18 protein-coding genes are annotated in these 17,399 nt (G+C 73.8%); 9 read left to right on the top strand and 9 right to left on the bottom strand.

From position 1 onward, the window contains the following. Window positions 1-133: 133 nt before the first annotated feature. Complete coding sequence (locus AB0398_RS24545) at window positions 134-1,192, top strand: phosphotransferase family protein (protein WP_366377767.1); 1,059 nt, start codon at window positions 134-136, stop codon at window positions 1,190-1,192. A gap of 5 nt (window positions 1,193-1,197) precedes the next feature. After that, entirely contained in the window at window positions 1,198-2,412 is a 1,215-nt protein-coding gene (locus AB0398_RS24540) for an acyl-CoA dehydrogenase family protein (protein WP_366377766.1), read from the top strand. A gap of 39 nt (window positions 2,413-2,451) precedes the next feature. Here the strand turns inward: AB0398_RS24540 and AB0398_RS24535 are convergent, their stop codons facing one another. Continuing rightward, window positions 2,452-3,045 carry a TetR/AcrR family transcriptional regulator gene (locus tag AB0398_RS24535; protein WP_366377765.1) on the bottom strand — a complete coding sequence of 198 codons (594 nt, stop codon included), beginning with the start codon at window positions 3,043-3,045 and terminating at the stop codon, window positions 2,452-2,454. A gap of 89 nt (window positions 3,046-3,134) precedes the next feature. Further along, window positions 3,135-3,986, bottom strand: coding sequence for an SDR family oxidoreductase (locus AB0398_RS24530; RefSeq protein ID WP_366377764.1), 852 nt, complete (start codon window positions 3,984-3,986; stop codon window positions 3,135-3,137). 229 nt (window positions 3,987-4,215) lie between these two features. On the opposite strand from AB0398_RS24530, the gene AB0398_RS24525 reads away from it, so the two are divergent. From AB0398_RS24525 to AB0398_RS24510, 4 genes are all read left to right on the top strand, one after another. Next, window positions 4,216-5,493: a DUF1343 domain-containing protein gene (locus tag AB0398_RS24525; protein ID WP_366377763.1), complete on the top strand. Its 1,278-nt coding sequence runs from the start codon at window positions 4,216-4,218 to the stop codon at window positions 5,491-5,493. Window positions 5,494-5,604: 111 nt separating this feature from the next. Next, entirely contained in the window at window positions 5,605-7,005 is a 1,401-nt protein-coding gene (locus tag AB0398_RS24520; RefSeq protein WP_366377762.1) for an erythromycin esterase family protein, read from the top strand. A gap of 126 nt (window positions 7,006-7,131) precedes the next feature. Continuing rightward, a complete protein-coding gene (locus AB0398_RS24515) occupies window positions 7,132-8,277 on the top strand; it encodes a serine-threonine protein kinase (protein WP_366377806.1) in 1,146 nt (381 codons plus the stop codon). 154 nt (window positions 8,278-8,431) lie between these two features. Continuing rightward, entirely contained in the window at window positions 8,432-9,046 is a 615-nt protein-coding gene (locus AB0398_RS24510; protein WP_366377761.1) for a hypothetical protein, read from the top strand. A 160-nt stretch (window positions 9,047-9,206) separates the two neighbouring features. Here AB0398_RS24510 and soxR read toward each other — a convergent pair whose 3' ends face one another. Continuing rightward, on the bottom strand, window positions 9,207-9,689 hold the full coding sequence (soxR, locus tag AB0398_RS24505) for a redox-sensitive transcriptional activator SoxR (protein WP_366377760.1): 483 nt from the start codon (window positions 9,687-9,689) through the stop codon (window positions 9,207-9,209). A 144-nt stretch (window positions 9,690-9,833) separates the two neighbouring features. Here soxR and AB0398_RS24500 point away from each other — a divergent pair, with 144 nt between their 5' ends. Further along, a complete protein-coding gene (locus AB0398_RS24500) occupies window positions 9,834-10,295 on the top strand; it encodes a MaoC family dehydratase (protein ID WP_366377759.1) in 462 nt (153 codons plus the stop codon). Here the strand turns inward: AB0398_RS24500 and AB0398_RS24495 are convergent. The 4 genes from AB0398_RS24495 to AB0398_RS24480 all read right to left on the bottom strand — a co-directional run bounded on the left by AB0398_RS24495 (window position 10,286) and on the right by AB0398_RS24480 (window position 13,126). Beyond that, a complete protein-coding gene (locus AB0398_RS24495) occupies window positions 10,286-10,912 on the bottom strand; it encodes a TetR/AcrR family transcriptional regulator (RefSeq protein WP_366377758.1) in 627 nt (208 codons plus the stop codon). The genes AB0398_RS24500 and AB0398_RS24495 overlap by 10 nt on opposite strands. A 61-nt stretch (window positions 10,913-10,973) precedes the next feature. Then, window positions 10,974-11,561 (bottom strand): hypothetical protein, encoded by a 588-nt coding sequence (locus AB0398_RS24490; protein ID WP_366377757.1) that lies wholly within the window; start codon window positions 11,559-11,561, stop codon window positions 10,974-10,976. 46 nt (window positions 11,562-11,607) lie between these two features. Next, the gene (locus AB0398_RS24485; RefSeq protein WP_366377756.1) at window positions 11,608-11,895 is read right to left on the bottom strand and encodes a YiaA/YiaB family inner membrane protein; all 288 of its coding nucleotides are present in this window, start codon (window positions 11,893-11,895) and stop codon (window positions 11,608-11,610) included. A 79-nt stretch (window positions 11,896-11,974) separates the two neighbouring features. Next, the gene (locus AB0398_RS24480) at window positions 11,975-13,126 is read right to left on the bottom strand and encodes an acyl-CoA dehydrogenase family protein (protein ID WP_366377755.1); all 1,152 of its coding nucleotides are present in this window, start codon (window positions 13,124-13,126) and stop codon (window positions 11,975-11,977) included. Window positions 13,127-13,205: 79 nt separating this feature from the next. Here AB0398_RS24480 and AB0398_RS24475 point away from each other — a divergent pair, with 79 nt between their 5' ends. Together AB0398_RS24475 and AB0398_RS24470 are read left to right on the top strand one after the other, a co-directional pair. Continuing rightward, on the top strand, window positions 13,206-13,898 hold the full coding sequence (locus AB0398_RS24475) for a TetR/AcrR family transcriptional regulator (RefSeq protein WP_366377754.1): 693 nt from the start codon (window positions 13,206-13,208) through the stop codon (window positions 13,896-13,898). A gap of 18 nt (window positions 13,899-13,916) precedes the next feature. Then, window positions 13,917-14,612 carry a helix-turn-helix transcriptional regulator gene (locus AB0398_RS24470; RefSeq protein WP_366377753.1) on the top strand — a complete coding sequence of 232 codons (696 nt, stop codon included), beginning with the start codon at window positions 13,917-13,919 and terminating at the stop codon, window positions 14,610-14,612. A gap of 34 nt (window positions 14,613-14,646) precedes the next feature. Here AB0398_RS24470 and AB0398_RS24465 read toward each other — a convergent pair whose 3' ends face one another. Both AB0398_RS24465 and AB0398_RS24460 read right to left on the bottom strand, forming a co-directional pair. Then, on the bottom strand, window positions 14,647-15,558 hold the full coding sequence (locus AB0398_RS24465; protein WP_366377752.1) for a hypothetical protein: 912 nt from the start codon (window positions 15,556-15,558) through the stop codon (window positions 14,647-14,649). Window positions 15,559-15,678: 120 nt separating this feature from the next. Next, the gene (locus AB0398_RS24460) at window positions 15,679-16,884 is read right to left on the bottom strand and encodes a S1 family peptidase (RefSeq protein WP_366377751.1); all 1,206 of its coding nucleotides are present in this window, start codon (window positions 16,882-16,884) and stop codon (window positions 15,679-15,681) included. Window positions 16,885-17,399: the final 515 nt, after the last annotated feature.

Genomic DNA, 17,399 nt, shown 5'->3' with positions numbered 1-17,399 from the left:
GCTTCGAGACCTTCGGGGCCTTCCGCGCCTTCGGCGGGGGCGCGCGCGGAGTGTGGCGGACACCCCTCTGGACGACATACCGACTGGTCGGTCATCATGAGGGCCGACCGCAGCCGATCCGGAGGTACGCCCGATGAGCTCCGCCCCTGACCCGCAGTCCACGACGCGGGAGGTGCCCCCGCCAGGTCTCGACCCCGAGCGGCTGCGCGCTCTCCTCGACCGCGAGCGGCCCGGCCTGGTGGGCGGTCCCCTCGAAGCCCGGCTGATCGAGGGAGGGCGCTCGAACCTGACGTACGCGGTGACCGACGGCACCGGCGCCGGCCGGTGGGTCGTCCGCCGGCCCCCGCTCGGCCACGTCCTGGCCACCGCCCACGACATGCGGCGCGAGCACCGCGTGATCAGCGCCCTGCGCGCGACGGAGGTGCCCGTCCCCGGGACGGTGCTGTTCTGCGAGGACGAGTCGGTGCTCGGCGCGCCGTTCTACGTCATGGAGTTCGTCGAGGGGACGCCGTACCGCTCGGCCCGCCAGCTCGCCCCGCTGGGCCCCGAGCGCACCCGCGCCGCCGTCCTCGGGCTTGTCGACACCCTGGTCGACCTGCACGCCGTGGACCCCGACGCGGTCGGACTCGGGGACTTCGGGCGGCCCGACGGCTTCCTCGACCGGCAGCTGCGCCGCTGGGGCAAGCAGCTCGACGCCTCGCGCGGGCGGGAGCTGGCCGGGATCGACGAGCTGCACGCCGCCCTCGGCCGGGCCCTGCCCGCCTCTCCCCCGCCCACCGTGATCCACGGCGACTACCGGCTCGACAACGTCCTCGTCGGCCCCGACGACCGGATCCGGGCCGTCCTCGACTGGGAGATGTCGACGCTCGGCGACCCGCTCACCGACCTCGGCCTCCTCGTCATGTACAGCACCCCGCTCGACCTGCCGGGCTCCCCCCTCTCCACGACCGCCACGGCCGCCGGGCACCCGAGCGCCGCCGAGCTGGTCGAGCGCTACGCGGCCCGCTCGGGCCGCGACACCTCCGCCCTCTCCTGGTACACGGCCTTCGCCTGGTTCAAGCTCGCCGTGATCCTGGAGGGCATCCACTACCGCTACACCCTCGGCCAGACGGTCGGCGCCGGCTTCGACCGCATCGGCGAACTCGTCCCCGTCTTCATCGAGCACGGCCTGACCACCCTTCAGGAGGGCTGAACCCCATGGACTTCGCCTACGACGCGCGCACCGAGGAGCTCCGTGCGAAGCTCCTCGCCTTCATGGACGAGCACGTGTACCCCTCCGAGGCCGTCGCCGAGGAGCAGCGGGCCCTGCTCGCCTCCCCGTGGGACACCCCGGCGGTGGTCGAGGAGCTGAAGGCCGAGGCCAAGCGGCAGGGGCTCTGGAACCTCTTCCTCCCCGACGCCGAGTACGGGGCGGGGCTCACCAACCTCCAGTACGCGCCGCTCGCCGAGATCACCGGCCGCAGCCCGCAGCTCGCCCCGACCGCCCTCAACTGCGCGGCGCCGGACACCGGGAACATGGAGCTGCTCTCCGAGTTCGGCGACGAGGCGCAGAAGAAGCAGTGGCTGGAGCCGCTCCTCGCGGGCGAGATCCGCTCGGCGTTCGCGATGACCGAGCCCGACGTCGCCTCCTCCGACGCCACCAACATCGAGACCCGGATCCGGCGGGACGGCGACTCGTACGTGATCGACGGGCGCAAGTGGTACATCTCGGGGGCGATGAACCCCGACTGCGCGGTCTTCATCGTCATGGGCAAGACCGACCCCGACGGCACCGACCTCCGCCGCCAGCAGTCGATGCTCCTCGTGCCGCGCGACACCCCGGGCGTCGAGGTGCGGCGCGCGATGAAGGTGTACGGGTACGAGGACCACTACCACGGCGGCCACGCCGAGGTGGTCTTCGACGGCGTGCGCGTCCCGGCCGCGAACCTGGTCGGCGAGGAGGGCGGCGGCTTCGCCATCGCGCAGGCCCGGCTCGGCCCCGGCCGCATCCACCACTGCATGCGGCTGATCGGCATGGCGGAGCGGGCCGTGGAGCTGATGTGCCGGCGGGCGGTCTCCCGCACCGCCTTCGGCAAGGCGCTCGCCCAGCAGGGCGTCGTGCAGAACTGGATCGCGGACGCCCGGGTGACCATCGAGCAGCTGCGGCTGCTCGTCCTCAAGACGGCGTGGCTCATGGACACCGTCGGCAACCGGGGCGCGCACACCGAGATCCAGGCCATCAAGATCGCCACCCCGCGCGCGGTCGTCGACATCGTCGACAAGGCCGTGCAGCTGCACGGCGCGGGCGGGGTGTCGCAGGACTTCCCGCTGGCCGAGCTGTGGGCGGCGGCGCGGACGCTGAAGCTGGCGGACGGGCCGGACGAGGTGCACCAGCGGTCCCTGGCGCGCCGGGAGCTGAAAAAGTACCTGTAGGACCCGTCCGGCCGGCCGCACCCCCGGGAGGGGGTGCGGTCAGGGGCGCAGGGCCCGGAGCAGCAGGTCGGCGAGGTGGCCGGCGACCTGCTGGGGGCTGAGGGGGCCGTCCGGGCGGTACCAGGTGGACAGGTGGTGCACGGAGCCGAAGTGGTAGTCGACGACCAGGTCGGCGGGGGTCGCGGAGGAGAACACCCCGGCCTTCTGGCCCTCCTCGATCAGGGCCCGGAACCGCTCGTGGTAGCGGCGGCGCTCGGCCCGCACCCGCTTGTTCTTCTCCGGGCTCAGGTGGTGCATGGAGCGGAAGAAGATCGAGGCGTCGTCGAGGTTCTCGATGGTGGTGACGACGACGTCGGCGGCGGCGTCGCGCAGCCGCTCCTCGACGGGCGCGTCGGCGTCGGCGAAGGCGTCGAGCCGCTCCTGCTGGAGGCGCAGGACCCGGGAGTAGACCTCCTGGAGGAGGTCCTCCTTGGAGCCGAAGTAGTGGTAGAGGGCGCCCTTGGTGACCCCGGCGGCCTCGACGATCTCCTGGACGGAGGTGCGGTCGTAGCCCCGCTCCGCGAAGAGCCGGGTGGCGGCGGCGAGGAGCCTCTGGGGGACGGGGGTGCCGCTCCCTTCCGTCGTCCTGGCCATGCTCCGCCGCCTTCCTTCGTGCTTCTTCGTGATTGTTTTCGGTCAGGGGAACGAGTTCCCGCCGGACAGATCTTCCCATCCGCCGGGGACTACGGCCGACCGGCGCCCGTCTCCCAGGTCCGCTGGACGTGGTTCATGGTGCCGAGCCAGCGCTCGGGGTCGGTGGCCCGGTTGCGGTAGTAGCCGGCGACCTCGGGGTGGGGCAGGACGAGGAAGCGGTCGGCCGCGACGGCGTCGATCAGGGCGTCCGCGACGTCCTCGGGCTCGATGGCGGTGGGGGCGAGGACCAGCTCGCCCGCGCTCCCGGCGGCGGTCAGCATGTCCGTACGGACGCCCTGCGGGCAGATGGCGTGGACGGAGAGGCCCCGGTGCCGGTAGGTGAGGGAGAGCCACTCGGCGAAGGCGTACGCGCCGTGCTTGGAGACGCTGTACGGCGCCGCGCCGATCATGGTGAGGAGTCCGGCGGCGGAGACGGTGGAGACGAAGCGGCCGCTGCCGCGCTCCAGCCACTCCGGGAGCAGGGCGCGGGCCGCGCGGACGTGGGCCATGACGTTGACGTCCCAGGCGGCGGCCCAGACGTCCTCGTCGGCGAAGGCGTCGCCGGGCGAGGACAGGCCGGCGTTGGCGCACCAGACGTCGACGGTTCCGCCGAGGGCCGCGCGGGCCTCGTCGACGACGGCGGAGGCGTCGCCGGGGACGGCGAGGCCGCCGATCTCGGCGGCGACCGCCTTGGTGCGGTCGGCGTCGAGGTCGTTGACGACGACGCGGGCGCCCTCGGCGGCGAAGCGGCGGGCGAGGGCGGCTCCGATGCCGCCGCCCGCGCCGGTGACGACGACCCCGGCGCCCCGGAGGTCCGCGCCGGCGCCGGCGCGCGCACTCGTACTCGTACTCGTACTCGTAACGGCACCCGTGCCCGCACCTGTGCCCGTGTCCGCGCCCATGTCTGGACCCACCTCTCCGCGACTCTCCGGCCGTTCCGGCTTCCCCGGCCCTCCCGGGACGGCGACCCCGGCAGACTAACCGGTCGGTATGCCGAGTGGGAAGGGTCGGCGGAGGGACGGCGGCGGAGGGACCCTCCCGCACGCCTCGTTCCCCCGGGCGGTCGGGAGCGCTAGCGTGCGTGCCCATGTCATGTGCCCCGGCCGGGGCCGCGATCGAGGAGGTTCGCGCATGGGTCTGTCGCGACGGAGTCTGCTGGCCGCCGGAGGCGCCCTGGGGGCGGTGGCGGCGACCGCGCACCCCGCCACCGCCGGGACGCCGGGGCGGGAGACGGGGGCTCCGGGGCGGGAGAACGGGCGGCACCGGGTGCGGACCGGCTTCGAGCGGCTCGCGGCGGACGGGTACGCGCCGCTCACCGGGCAGCGGGTCGGCGTCGTCACCAACCCGACCGGCGTGACCCCGGACGCCCGTCACCTCGTGGACGTGATGCACGCCGACGAGCGGGTGGACCTGATCGCCGTCTTCGGCCCCGAGCACGGCTTCCGGGGCACCGCCCAGGCGGGCGGCTCGGAGGGCCGGTACGACGACCCGGCGACCGGACTGCCCGTCTACGACACGTACCTGAAGAGCGGGCGGCCGCTCGCGGACGTCTTCACCGCCTCCGGCGTGGACACGGTCGTCTTCGACATCCAGGACGCCGGCGCGCGCTTCTACACCTACATCTGGACGCTGTACGACTGCATGGAGGCCGCCGCCCTCGCCGGGAAGCGGTTCGTGGTCCTGGACCGGCCGAACCCGGTGACCGGGCGCGCGGCGCTCGGGCCCGTCCTGGACCGGGCGTTCGCCACCTTCGTGGGGCGCGAGCCGATCGCGCAGGCGCACGGCATGACGGTGGCCGAGCTGGCGCTGCTCTTCAACGGCGAGTTCCTGGCCGCGCCCGTCGCCCTGGAGACCGTGCGGATGTCGGGGTGGCGGCGGTCGGACTTCTTCGACGCCACGGGGCTGCCCTGGGTGCCGCCGAGCCCGAACATGCCGACGCCGGAGACCGCGCTCGTCTACTCCGGCACCTGCCTCTTCGAGGGCACGAACCTCTCCGAGGGCCGGGGCACCACCCGCCCCTTCGAACTCCTCGGCGCCGAGGGGATCGACCGCCGGTGGGCGGAGGCGGCGAACGCGCTCGGCCTGCCCGGGGTCCGCTTCCGCGAGGCCTACTTCGCGCCGACCTTCTCCAAGTTCCAGGGGAAGACGGTGGGCGGGGTGCAGCTGCACGTCCACGACCGGGAGTCCTTCGACCCGGTACGGACCGGGATCGGGCTCCTGGTCACCGCCCGCCGCTCCTGGTCCGGCTTCGCCTGGCGGCCGGACAACTGGATCGACAAGCTGACCGGCTCGACCCGGGTGCGGACCCTGATCGACGCGGGCGCGGACACGGACGAGGTCGTCGGGGCGTGGCAGGCGGACCTGAAGGCCTTCCGGGCGGTGCGGAAGGAGTACCTGCTGTACCGCTGAGGGCCGCCCCGGGAAGGGGGGTGTCCCCCGTGTCCCGAGGGGGCGGGCGGGAGGCCGGGGAAGGGGGCGGGCGGGATGTCCGGGTGGCGTCCCACCGACCACGCTGGTCCCATGCGTAACGCCACCCTCTCGAAGTCCTCCTCGCCGAAGTCCTCCTTCCCGAAGTCCTCCTTACGTCGTCGGCTTCCCGTCGCCGGGATGCTGATCGCCGTCTGTCTCGGCGGCCTCACCCCGGCCCCGGCCGGCGCGGCTCCCGGGAGCCCCCGTGGTGAATCGGCCGTCACCGACCCGGCGCGCGAACTCGCCCGTTCCGCGCGCCCCCTGGCCGATCTGCGGCCGCTCGACCGGATGATCGGCTCCGCCACGGTCGTCGGCGTCGGCGAGGCCACGCACAGCTCGGCGGAGTTCTTCACCGCCAAGCACCGGATCTTCGAGCACCTGGTGGAGGAGAAGGGGTTCACCACCTTCGCCCTGGAGGCCAACTGGTCCACGGGCCTCCTGATCGACGCGTGGGTGCGCACCGGCCGGGGCGACATCGAGGCGATCATGCGGGACGAGTTCCAGGAGTCGTACCGCCTCTGGAACACCGGGGAGTACCTCGACCTGTTCCGCTGGATGCGGGAGCACAACCGGCTCCACCCCGACCGCATGGTCCGCTTCATGGGGAACGACCTCGGGTACGCGGGCCCGAACCTCTTCGACGCCGTCACCGCGCACGTCTCCCGCACCCGCCCGGCGCTCCTGCCCCGCTTCCGGGAGCTGTACCGGGAGTCGCGGCCCACGGGCGGGGTCGAGGAGTGGATGAAGGGGCACCTGGACCGGCCGCTCGCCGAACGGCGGCGGATGGCCGACGACGTGAACCGGGCCCTCGTCCTCCTGGAGCGGCAGCGGCCCGGCGGGGGCCCCGGGGCGCGGGAGGCGCACGCCTGGGCCGTGCGGCACGCGCGCGCGATCGCCCAGGTCGGCACCGAGTACGCCCATGACTTCGCGACGCCCGAGGGGGTCGCGGCGGCGATGCTGTACCGCGACCGGGTCATGGCGGAGAACACCGTGTGGTGGCAGCGCAGGACCGGACACCGGATGGTGCTCTCCGCGCACAACGGGCACGTGGGGTACGTGACGCCCAACCCGGAGCAGTACCCGCGGCTCCAGGGCGCCTTCCTGCGGGACGCGCTCGGCCGGGACTACGTGAGCGTGGGCGCCTCCTTCGGGCAGGGGTCCTTCCACGCGCACGACACCGGGGCCCCGGGCGAGCCGCTGCGGGTCTTCACCGTCGGCCCGCTCGGGCCGGACAGCGGCGCCCACACCCTGGACCGGGTCGCCTCCGGGCCGTTCTACCTGGACATGAGGCGGACGACCCCGGCGGCGCGCGAATGGCTCGGGACGTCCCGGCCGGACCGGAACATCGGGACCGCGTACCCCTGGCCGGGCGACACCGTGCCCGGCCGGCTCTCCGCCTCGTACGACCTGCTGATCCACTTCCCCCGGATCTCGGCGGCCCGGCTGCGCTGACCCCCCGTCGCGGGTCTGGACGGGCCCGTGCGCGGGCATGCTGGCCGTGGAGCCGCCGCCCGCGCACGGGGCGCACTCGGTGCCGCGGCCCCCTCGATGCGGAGGGACGGTCGTGCCGTGGCCGGGATGAGTGTGGAGCCGTACCGGGAGATCTGCTTCGACCAGGACGGCGACGGTCCGCCGGGGCAGGCGTCGGCGCTCGCCGCACTGGCCCGGCAGGGGGTCTCGGACCTGTTCCTCCTCGCGCACGGGCGAAACGGTTCGCCGTCCGGCGCGACCCGGCTCTGCTCGGACTTCTTCGCCCCCTTCCCCGGGCTGCTCGCCCCGGGGGCCGAGGCCGGGTACGCGGGGGTGGTCTGGCCCTCGGCGGTGTGCACGGGCGAGCCGGGCCGCGACCACCGGGCCCTCGCGACGGTCCTCCCGGAGAAGGAACCGGTCCTGGAGCGGCTCACCGGTCTCCTCGCCTCGGGGCCGGCGGAGGAGGCGGAGTTCGCGGAGTTCGGGTCGCTGCTGCGGGAGTTGGCGGACGCGGCGGACGCCGAGGGGCCGGTGCCGGCGTTCCTGGTCGCGGACCCGGTGGAGGTGTGCGGCCGGTTCGCCGACGCCCTGGACCCGGATCTCCCGGAGGGCCCGGAGCGGTACCGGCGGGGGGCCCGGGAGGCGCTGCGGCAGACCGCGTACCACGTGCTCGGGCGGCGGGCCGGGCACGTCGGGGAGCAGGGGCTCGGGCCGCTGCTCGGCGAGGTCGCCCGCGCCGCCCCCGGGCTCCGCGTCCACCTCGTCGGACACGGCGCGGGCGCCCGGCTCGTCGCACACGCGCTGCGGGGGCTGCCCGCCGAGGCCCGGCCGGTCGCCTCCGTGACGCTCCTCCAGGGCTCCTTCTCGCACTACGCGTTCGCGGCGCGGCTGCCGCACGCGCCCGGGCGGGCCGGGGAGCTGCGGGACCTCCAGCACCGGATCAGGGGGCCGCTGGTGGCCTGCCACTCGCGGCACGACGCGGCGCTCGGGGTGCTGTACCCGATGGCGTCGCGGCCCTCGGACGACCCGGGCCCGGCCGGTGCGGACGATCCGCGCTGGGGCGCGATCGGGCACGACGGGGTGCGGGCGGTGCCGGGGACGGTCGCGCGGACCCTGGCGGCGGTCCTGCGCACGGGGGTGCCGGGGGCGGGCTGCGTGAACGTGGACACGGCGGAGGTGGTCCGCTCGCACGACGACCTCTGCCGTCCGGAGCTGGCCCGGGTGGTGGTGTCGGCCTCGGGGACGGGCCGCTGAGCCGGGGCGAGCTGCCGGACGCGGTGGTTCCGCCCCGTCCCACGGGCCCCTTCCGTCCCGCTGATGGCTGCCATCCGCATTTCGATGGAACACAGACGGCTTCCCGTTCGTCCCTCTGATACCGCGGAAGGACCAGCGACGGAGGTGGCGGGAGATGGCCGGTTTCCGGAGTCTCGCGAGACAGGTGCGCGATCCGGGGTGTGACACGGCGCTGCGCAGGTACTCCCTGCGCAAGTGTCTGGAGCGGTTCGCCCCGTACGGGCACCGCGCGACCTGGGACCATCTGTGCCGCAGGCACAGGTTCGGACCGGAGGACCGGGAGCTCGACCCGGGACGGCTCGTGGCGGCGCTCGACGAACTGGAGGAGGCGCGGGCCGTGTGGCTCGCGTACGAGGAGGAGTTCGCCGCCCGGCGGCGGCGCGAGAAGCACGAGGGGCTGCGCCGGCTCGGCGCGCTCGACGACTGGCACCGGCGGGTCTGGGGCGGCAACGGCGTGGTCCGGTGCGGCGATCCCGGGCTGCATCCGTCGGACCCGCTGCCGGAGGTGCTGCGGCGGCTGATCACGGCCCTGGAGCGCGGCCCGGGCGAGGCGTGCCCGGTGTGCGCGGGGCCCAGGATCGAGTGGGCGGCCCCCGGCGACCGGTACGAGCCGTGGCACGGCCCGGTGTGCGCCGACTGCGGCGTGGGCGTCCCGCGCGCGGTGCTGACCTCGGGCGTCCTGGCCCGGGCCCGGTCCGACGGGAGCCGACGGCTGGCGTCGGCCGCGTGACTGCTCGGGGCGCCGGGGCCGGAAGGGCCCCGCGGCGCCCCGTACACGCGTCCGGGCGGACCCGTCCCCGCGCGGGGCGGACGCCCCGGATGCCCGGGTGGCTTCGCACGGTGGGCACGCGTGGGCGCGCGGTGGGCGCGCGCATCCGCCGTACGGCCCCCTACGCCCCGTCGCCCTCCGGGGCCGGGCGGCGCACCGGGAGGAGGCGGGAGCCCGCCATCCGCTCGCCGAAGACGTCGTCGGGGTTGGACAGGACGCAGGTCTCCAGGGAGAGACAGCCGCAGCCGATGCAGTCCGTCAGGTGGTCGCGCAGGCGGCCGAGCTGCTTGATGCGCTCGTCGAGTTCGGTGCGCCAGGCCGCCGAGAGGCGGGCCCAGTCCTCGTTGGTGGGCGTGCGCTCCTCGGGGAGCCGGGCGAGCGCCTCGCGGATGGTGGCCAGGGGGATCCCGACCCGCTGCGCGGCCCGGACGAAGGCGACCCGGCGGAGGGTGTCGCGGCCGTAGCGGCGCTGGTTCCCGCCGGTGCGGCGGCTGCTGATGAGCCCCTTGGCCTCGTAGAAGTGCAGCGCGGAGACGGCGGCCCCGCTGCGGGCGGAGAGCTGGCCGACGGTGAGCTCGTGGATCTTCTCTGGAATCTGCGGCACCCCGCGACCCTACGGGAACCGTCCCGGCGTCAGGTGGGGCGTTGACAGCGGTCCGCCCGCACCACAATGCTGAGCAAGCGCTTGGACAGCGCGACCGGAGCGTGCGGGGCGCCCGGGGACGGCATGACGAGAGGGAGCAGGGACATGGCCGAGCCGAGGATCTTCACCTCCGCCGAGGAGCTGCGCGCGGGGGTCGGCGAGCAGCTGGGGCACAGCGACTGGCTGGAGGTCGACCAGAAGCGGATCGACCTCTTCGCGGAGGCCACCGGCGACCACCAGTGGATCCACGTCGATCCGGAGCGCGCCGCCGCCGGGCCGTTCGGCACCACCATCGCGCACGGCTATCTGACGCTGTCGCTGCTGCCCGTGTTCGTCCCGCAGATCCTGGCGGTCGAGGGCGTGCGGATGGGCATCAACTACGGCACGGAGAAGGTGCGCTTCCCGGCCCCCGTGCCGGTCGGCTCGCGGCTGCGCGCCACGGCCGTCCTGGCGAAGGTCGAGGAGGTCGCGGGCGGCGTGCAGGTGACGGCGGCGGTGACCGTCGAGCGCGAGGGCTCCGAGAAGCCGGTCTGCGTGGCCGAGTCGGTCTCCCGCTACTACTTCTGAGCGCCGACCATCCTGAGGACGAGGTCGGCGTAGAGCGCGCCGACCTCGTCGGGCGTCCGGCGGCCCTGGGTGTTGAACCAGCGCGAGACGTCGATGCAGAGGGACAGCACGGCGACCGTGGTGCCGGGCACGTCGGGGACGTCGAACTCCCCGGCCGCCACGCCCTCGTCGATGATCCGGCGCACGGCCGCGTCGGACTCGCGGCGCAGCTCCACGATCTCGGCGCGGTGCTCGGGGCCGAGGGCGTCCAGCTCGTACTGGACGACGCGGGCGGTGGTGTGGCGCTCGGCGTGCCAGCGGACGAAGGAGTGGACGGCGTCGGCGAGCCGCCCGGCCGCCGTGCCCCCGCCGTCGGCCGCGGCCCGGAGGATCTCCAGGGCCCTGTCGTGGCCGATCCGGCTGATCCGGTGGAGCAGCTCTTCCTTGGTCTTGTAGTGGATGTAGAGCGCGGCCGGGCTCATCCCGGCGCGGCCGGCGATGTCCCGGGTGGTGGTGGCGTGGTAGCCGCGCTCGGCGAACGCCTCGACGGCGGCCACCAGCAGCCGCCGCGCCGCCTCGGGCGTGACCTCGCCCCAGGGCACGTCCTCGCCCCCGGGCGTCTCCTCCGCCGCGCTCATCCCACACTCCTCTTCGATCCCCGTCAGCACGGACCACCATACAACGAGGGTGAGCAAGCGCTTAGGGTCCGCCCGGCGGATCGGGAGCCTCGGAGGTGACGCCGAGGTCGTGGCGCATCGCGGCCCTCATGGCCTGGAGCAGGTTCCAGACCTCCGCCTGGTCGCGGGCGGCGGTGGTCATCATCTCGCCGGGCCCGGGTGCTCCCCGTTCGAGGCGCTTGACCTGGCCGTAGACCGCGCTGAGGGCCCGGTTGACCGTGCTCATCCGGGCGAGCACGGCGTCGGGGGCGATCATCTGCGCCTCGGAGTGCCGGTCGCGGTGGTCCGCCTTCGCCTGTTCGAGGGCCTCCGTGTCCGACTCCTCGACGGCTCGCTCCCTCATGACGTGCAGGTGCTTGTTGAGCGCCGTGGTGAACTGGCGCGCCGCCCGGTTGAACTCCACGTAGCAGGTGCGCCGGAGGAGGAGGTTCTCGCGCACCTCCTCCTGGTCCCGGAGCAGGACCATCTCCCGCCGCCTCGCGCGCTCGGAGGCCCGCTGGGTGAAGAACGTTCCCCCCAGCGTGCCGGCCACGCCGGCCACCGCGATGATCACCGAACCCAGATCCACACCGTCCCCCTCGAAGCCCTCGCCGGCCCCATCACCGCTCACGGCCGGATCGGCTGTCAAGCCCTTCCGGCCGTGCGGCGGAGCCCGTTCAGAGCTTCTGGAAGGGGTCGTGTTCGGCGAGGAGCTTCTCCAGGCGGGCCTGGTCGACGCGGCTGACGATCTGGCCGGCCTCCTGCCGGTCGCGGACGACCTTGGCGAGGGTGAAGGCCGAGGTCGTGAGGTAGAGGACCGAGACCGCGAGGAAGGCGCGCACCCAGGCGCTGGCGTCGAGCTGGTAGACCCCGATGGACACGGCCACGATCGCGATCCCGAAGGAGATGACGGCCTGCATGTAGTAGGCGGCGGTGTTCTGCTGCTTGACCGGTGTGTCGCTCATGCCGGACAGCATCGGACGGATGTGGTCCCCGCCACATCCGTCCGCGTACTCATTCCCCTCATCCGCCGTACTCAGGGGCTCAGAAGGCCGAGACCCCCGTCAGCGCCCGGCCGATGATCAGCTTCTGGATCTGGCTGGTGCCCTCGTACAGGGTCATCACGCGCGCGTCACGGACCAGCTTGCCGACCGGGTACTCGTCGATGTAGCCGTAGCCGCCGAAGACCTGGAGGGCGTTGTTGGCGGCGCGGACGGCGGCCTCGGAGGCGTACAGCTTCGCCTGGGAGGCGGCGGTGGCGAAGTCCCGGCCGCGGTCGATCAGGTCGGCGACCCGCCAGGTGAGCAGCCGGGCGGCCTCCACGTCGACGGAGACGTCGCTGATCAGCTCCTGCACCAGCTGGTACGAGGCGATCGGCTTTCCGAACTGCTCGCGCTCCCCCGCGTACCGCAGGGCCGCGTCGAGGGCCGCCTGGGCGATGCCGACGCATCCGGCGGCCACCGACATGCGCCCCTTGGCGAGGGCGGACATGGCGACGGCGAAGCCCTTGCCCTCGGGGCCGAGCATGGCGGCGGCCGGGACGCGGACGTCCTCCAGGACCAGTTCGGCGGTGGCCTGGCCGCGCAGCCCGAGCTTGCCGTGGACGGGGCGGCGGGTGAGGCCGGGGCTGTCGGCGGGGACGAGGAAGGCGGAGACGCCCTTGTGCCCGGGGGCGTCGTTCGTCCGGGCGAAGAGCAGCACCACGTCGGCCCAGGTGCCGTTGGTGATGAACATCTTGGTGCCGCTGACGACGTAGTCGTCGCCGTCCCGGACGGCCCGGGTGGCCAGGTTCCCGGCGTCGGAGCCGGTGCCCGGCTCGGTGAGGCCGAAGCAGCCGAGCGCCTCGCCGGAGGCGAGCCGGGGCAGCCACGCCCGCTTCTGCTCCTCGCTCCCCCAGGAGGCGATCGTCTTGGCGACCAGGCCGAGCGAGACGGAGACGATGCCGCGCACGGAGGAGTCGCCGCGGCCCAGCTCCTCGGTCACCAGGCAGTACGCGAGGTGGTCGCCGCCCGAACCGCCGTACTCCTCCGGGATCGTGAGACCGAGGAAGCCGACGGCGCCGAGCTTCTTCACGATCCCCCGGTCCACCTCCTCCGCACGGTCCCACGCGGTGGCGTGCGGGCTCACCTCACGTGCGACGAAGTCCTCGGCGAGCCGCCGTACGGCCTCCTGCTCCTCGCTCAGCGCCAGATCCACCGTGCCACCTCACCCGTCCGACCGCGGTCACTTTAATTACCACTGCTAGTTTTACAAGCGCAGGCCTACTATGTGCGCCATGGCCCGACCGCGCAAGCCCCTGCTCAGCCGAGACCGCATCGTCGAGACGGCGGGCGCGCTGGTCGACGCGGAGGGCCTCGCCGCGCTCTCCACCCGCCGGCTCGCGGCCGAGCTCGGGGTGAGCGGTCCCTCGCTCTACAACCACTTCCGCACCAAGGACGAGATCCTCGACGCCGTGGCGGACGCGGTGAGCGCGAAGATCGACCTGTCGATGTTCGCGGAGGACGACCCCCGCGACTGGCGGACCGCGCTGCACGACTGGGCGGTCTCCTACCGCGCCGCCCTCGCCGACCACCCGCACATCGTCCCGGTCCTCGCCCGGGGGCCGGGCCGCCGGCCGGCCGGTCTGCGGGTCGCCGACGCCGTCTTCGGCGCGATGGTCCGCGCGGGCTGGCCTCCGGCCCAGGCCACGCACATCGGCGCCCTGATGCGGTACTTCATCACCGGCTCGGCCCTCGGCTCCTTCGCCCGCGGGTTCGTCGACGACGAGACGGCGTACGACCCCGCCGAGTACCCCCACCTCGGGCAGGCCCACCTCCTCGCGGAGCACCGCCGGCAGGTCGACGAGGGCGCCTTCGAGACGGGCCTGCGGGCGCTCCTCGACGGCCTGGCCGCGCAGTACGCCTCACGGGCGGACCGGGTAGATCGGCGGGGCGGTGTGCGCGACGGTTCGGCCGGCGCCGAAGGGTGAGTGCGGCAGTCTGGGGACATGACGGCCAGTGACCTCGCCGCGCTCGCGGCGCTCTTCGCGGACGAGAGCCGCGCCGCGTTCCTGCTCGCCCTGCTCGACGGACGGGCCTGGACCGCCGGGGAGCTCGCCCGGCACGCCGGGGTGGCGCCGTCCACCGCGAGTGAGCACCTCGGGAAGCTGGTCGGGGGCGGACTGCTCACGGAGGAGCGGCAGGGCAGGCACCGGTACGTGCGGCTCGCCGACCCCGGGATCGCGCACCTCGTCGAGGACCTGGCCGCCCGGTCCGGTCCCCCGGTGCCCGCGCGGCCCCGCTCGCTGCGGGAGGCGAGCGCCGGGGAGGCGATGGCGCGCGGCCGGACCTGCTACGACCACCTCGCCGGACGGCTCGGCATCACGATCGCGGAGGCGCTGACCGCGCGGGGCCTCCTCCGGCAGGACACCGGGTTCGCGCTCACGGACCGGGGCCTGGCGTGGTTCGGCGAGCAGGGCATCGCCCTGGTGCGGAAGGGGCGGCGGCCCGTCGCGCGCGGCTGCCTCGACTGGACTGAGCGCCGGCCGCACCTCGCGGGGGTCGCGGGCGCCGCGCTCTGCCGCCACGCGCTCGACGCCGGGTGGTGCGTGCGGATCGGGTCCGAGCGGGCCGTGAAGGTGACCCCGGCGGGCGAGGAGGCGCTGCGGACGTGCCTGGGGATCGCGCCGGAGGCGCTGCGGTGACGGTCCCGGCCACCGCGCGGGGTCTCGTCGGGCCTCAGTCCGCCCACCGCCATTCGACGCCGTACGCGCCCGGCGGGCACTTCATGGGCAGCAGGTGCGCCGTGTGGGAGGCGTCCAGCGGCGCGAGCTGCCGGTTCCGGGGCTCCGCGCCGAGTCGCGCGCGGTAGTAGTGCCAACACGTCGACGGCACCGCCGAGGGGTGGAAGCGGACCTGGAGCAGATAGGTCCGCAGGGGGGTGGTGACGCGGCGTTCGTAGTGGTGGGAGACGCCCGCGGTGGCGGCGGAGCGGAGCGTGTACTCGACGACGGCGGTCTCGTTCCTGGCCAGTCGGCGGCCGAGCGGGATCTCCGCGACCACGCAGTTCGGTTCCGGCTGCGACCGGACGGTCGGGGGCGGCCCGTGGGGGACGGTGAGACCGACCGCGTCGGGCTCCGCCGAGTCCAGGGTGTGGATGACCGTCAGGTGCCGCGCGTCGTCGCGGACGGCCCTGACCGCGACGGTGACGCGGATCTCGTCGATGAGCCGGTGCTCGTTCACGCGCAGCGACTCGTGGACGACCAGGCGCCGCAGACCGGCGTTGAAGTGCGGGAAGGTGTCGCCGAGGACCTTTTCGAGGTCGGAGTTCTCGCCGTAGACGCCGCGGACGGCGGCCGGGTCGTGCTGCGGGACCCAGCCGCGCGGCCGGCGCCTCAGCAGTGAGCGCAGGGCGCCGCGCGGCAGGCCGAGGAAGGGCTCCAGGGCGTCGACGGCGCGCAGGGACTGGGGCCTCTCCGGCAGGCTGCGGCCGCTCTGCCAGTAGCTGAGGGTGGCGAGGCTGAGGGTGATCCCGCACGACTCCAGATGGTCGCGCACGCGGTCCAGCGGCAGGCCCCGCCGCCGCAGGGCCTCTCTGAACACGGCCGCGAACATCGTGTCCGTGCCGTCGGTGTGGGGGGTGTTCGGCATGGCGTCTTCCAGCGGGCGGGGACGGCGGGCGGGCGGGACGCGGGGCTCCGGCGGCGAGCGGCCGGGGGCCGCTCGCCTCGTTGCGCGAGCGACCCCCCGCCGGTCCTGTCACGGACGTGTTCAGTTGGTGTTGAGCGTCAGCCCGTAGTAGCGCAGGGCGTCGTCGAGCGGCTGGAAGTGCGAGGTGCCGCGGGAGTTGACCCCGCCGGTGCACTCCTGGCCGATCGGGCCGCCGGAGGTCATGCCCTGGGCCTGGTTGCCGGAGATGTACGCGCCGCCGCTGTCGCCGCCCTCGGTGCAGACGCTGGAGGTGGCCAGGCCGGTGACGACCGTGTCGGGGCCGCCGTTCAGGTCCTTGTAGGTGACGGTGTTGTTGTAGGAGCCGATCGTGCCGCAGGTCCAGCCGGTGGTGGCGCCGGACTTGCAGATCGCGGCGCCGGACGAGGCCCGGCTGCCGCCCTTGACGGCGACCGTGCCGGTGCTGCCCTGGCCCCAGGTGCCGACGCTGGTGACGATCGAGTGACCGGAGTTGACGGTCAGGATGCCCATGTCGACGCTGCGGGTGCCGAGCGCGTAGCGGGTCTTGTGACCCTGGGCGAAGGCCGTCCCGTCGTAGCGCAGGGTGTTGGTGACGCAGTGCCCGGCGGTCACCAGGTACTGCTTGCCGGAGCTGTCGCGGGCGCCGTAGCCGACGGAACAGTAGTTGCTGGTGTTGTTGAACGTCATCTTGCTGCCGGGGTAGATCGCGGCCTGGGGCGCGAACTCCTGCTGGCCCCGCACGATCTCGACGGCGGAGCCGTGCTTCGCGGCCGCGGCGAGGAACGCTCTGGCGGCGGCGCCCCGCTCGTTGTTGACCTTGACGGTCACCTTGTCGGAGGCCAGGTCCACGGACCATCCGACGACTCCGGAGGGGACCTTCTTCGCGGCGAGGGCGTCGAGTTCGGCCTTGATCCCGTCGAGCTCGGCCTGACCGCGGGCGGGCACCCGGGCGGCGAGGCCGGCCTTCTCGATCCTGGCCTCCTCCGCCGTGTCGCCGGCGTTGACGGTCAGCGTGCCGGAGGCGTCGAAGAAGGCGCCGTCGCCGGATATCCCGCTCTTCACCAACTGGGCGAGCCTGGTCTGCTGGGCGTCCTGCCGGTCCAGGCGGTCGGTCGCGGCCTTCTCGCTCACGCCGAGCGAGGCGGCCAACGCCTCGACCATCTCGGGCTGGTAGCGGGGGGCGGGCTCCGTGCCCTGCGCCTGCGCCGCGGTCTGGATCCCCAGGGCCGTCGAGGCCGAGAGCGCGACGCCGAGCGCGGCCAGGCGGTACTTACGAGAGTGACGCACGTTGATTCCTTCCGGATGACAGCCAGGAACCCGATGGGGGGTGTATCGCCGGAATGCGCCAAAAGCGCACCGGCGAAGGGCGGTTCCTGCCTGACGGGGAGTGGAAAACTCGCCGTGGCCCGAACTATTGCTCAGCGATCCGATGAACTTCAAGGCACGTGCGTCGGGCAGTTTTTAACAGAATTCGAGGATCTCCTGTTGACCGGAGGGCGCCTCTCTTCGACCGGAGAGCGACTCTGTTCGGCCGGACATCGCCTCTGCCGACCGGAGATCACCTCGCCGGAATCCGACCGGCATATGCCGGGACGTCGGCCGCTCCGTACGACGACGGGATACGTACGGGACGGGATGCGCGTGATACGTACGGGATACGTATAGGTGATTCGCCGTTTCCGGATATTCAGGGCCCGGGCCGGTTCGTAGGTTGACGGGGTCCGGCCGGCGGCCGAGCGGACAGGAAGTCGAAAGGACCCCGAGGGGTCCGGTCCGCCGCACGGGAAAGCGCGGAACCGAGG

Source organism: Streptomyces sp. NPDC086147, from assembly GCF_040702165.1.
GTDB lineage: Bacteria > Actinomycetota > Actinomycetes > Streptomycetales > Streptomycetaceae > Streptomyces.
This window is presented reverse-complemented; position numbering and strand designations above follow the sequence as displayed.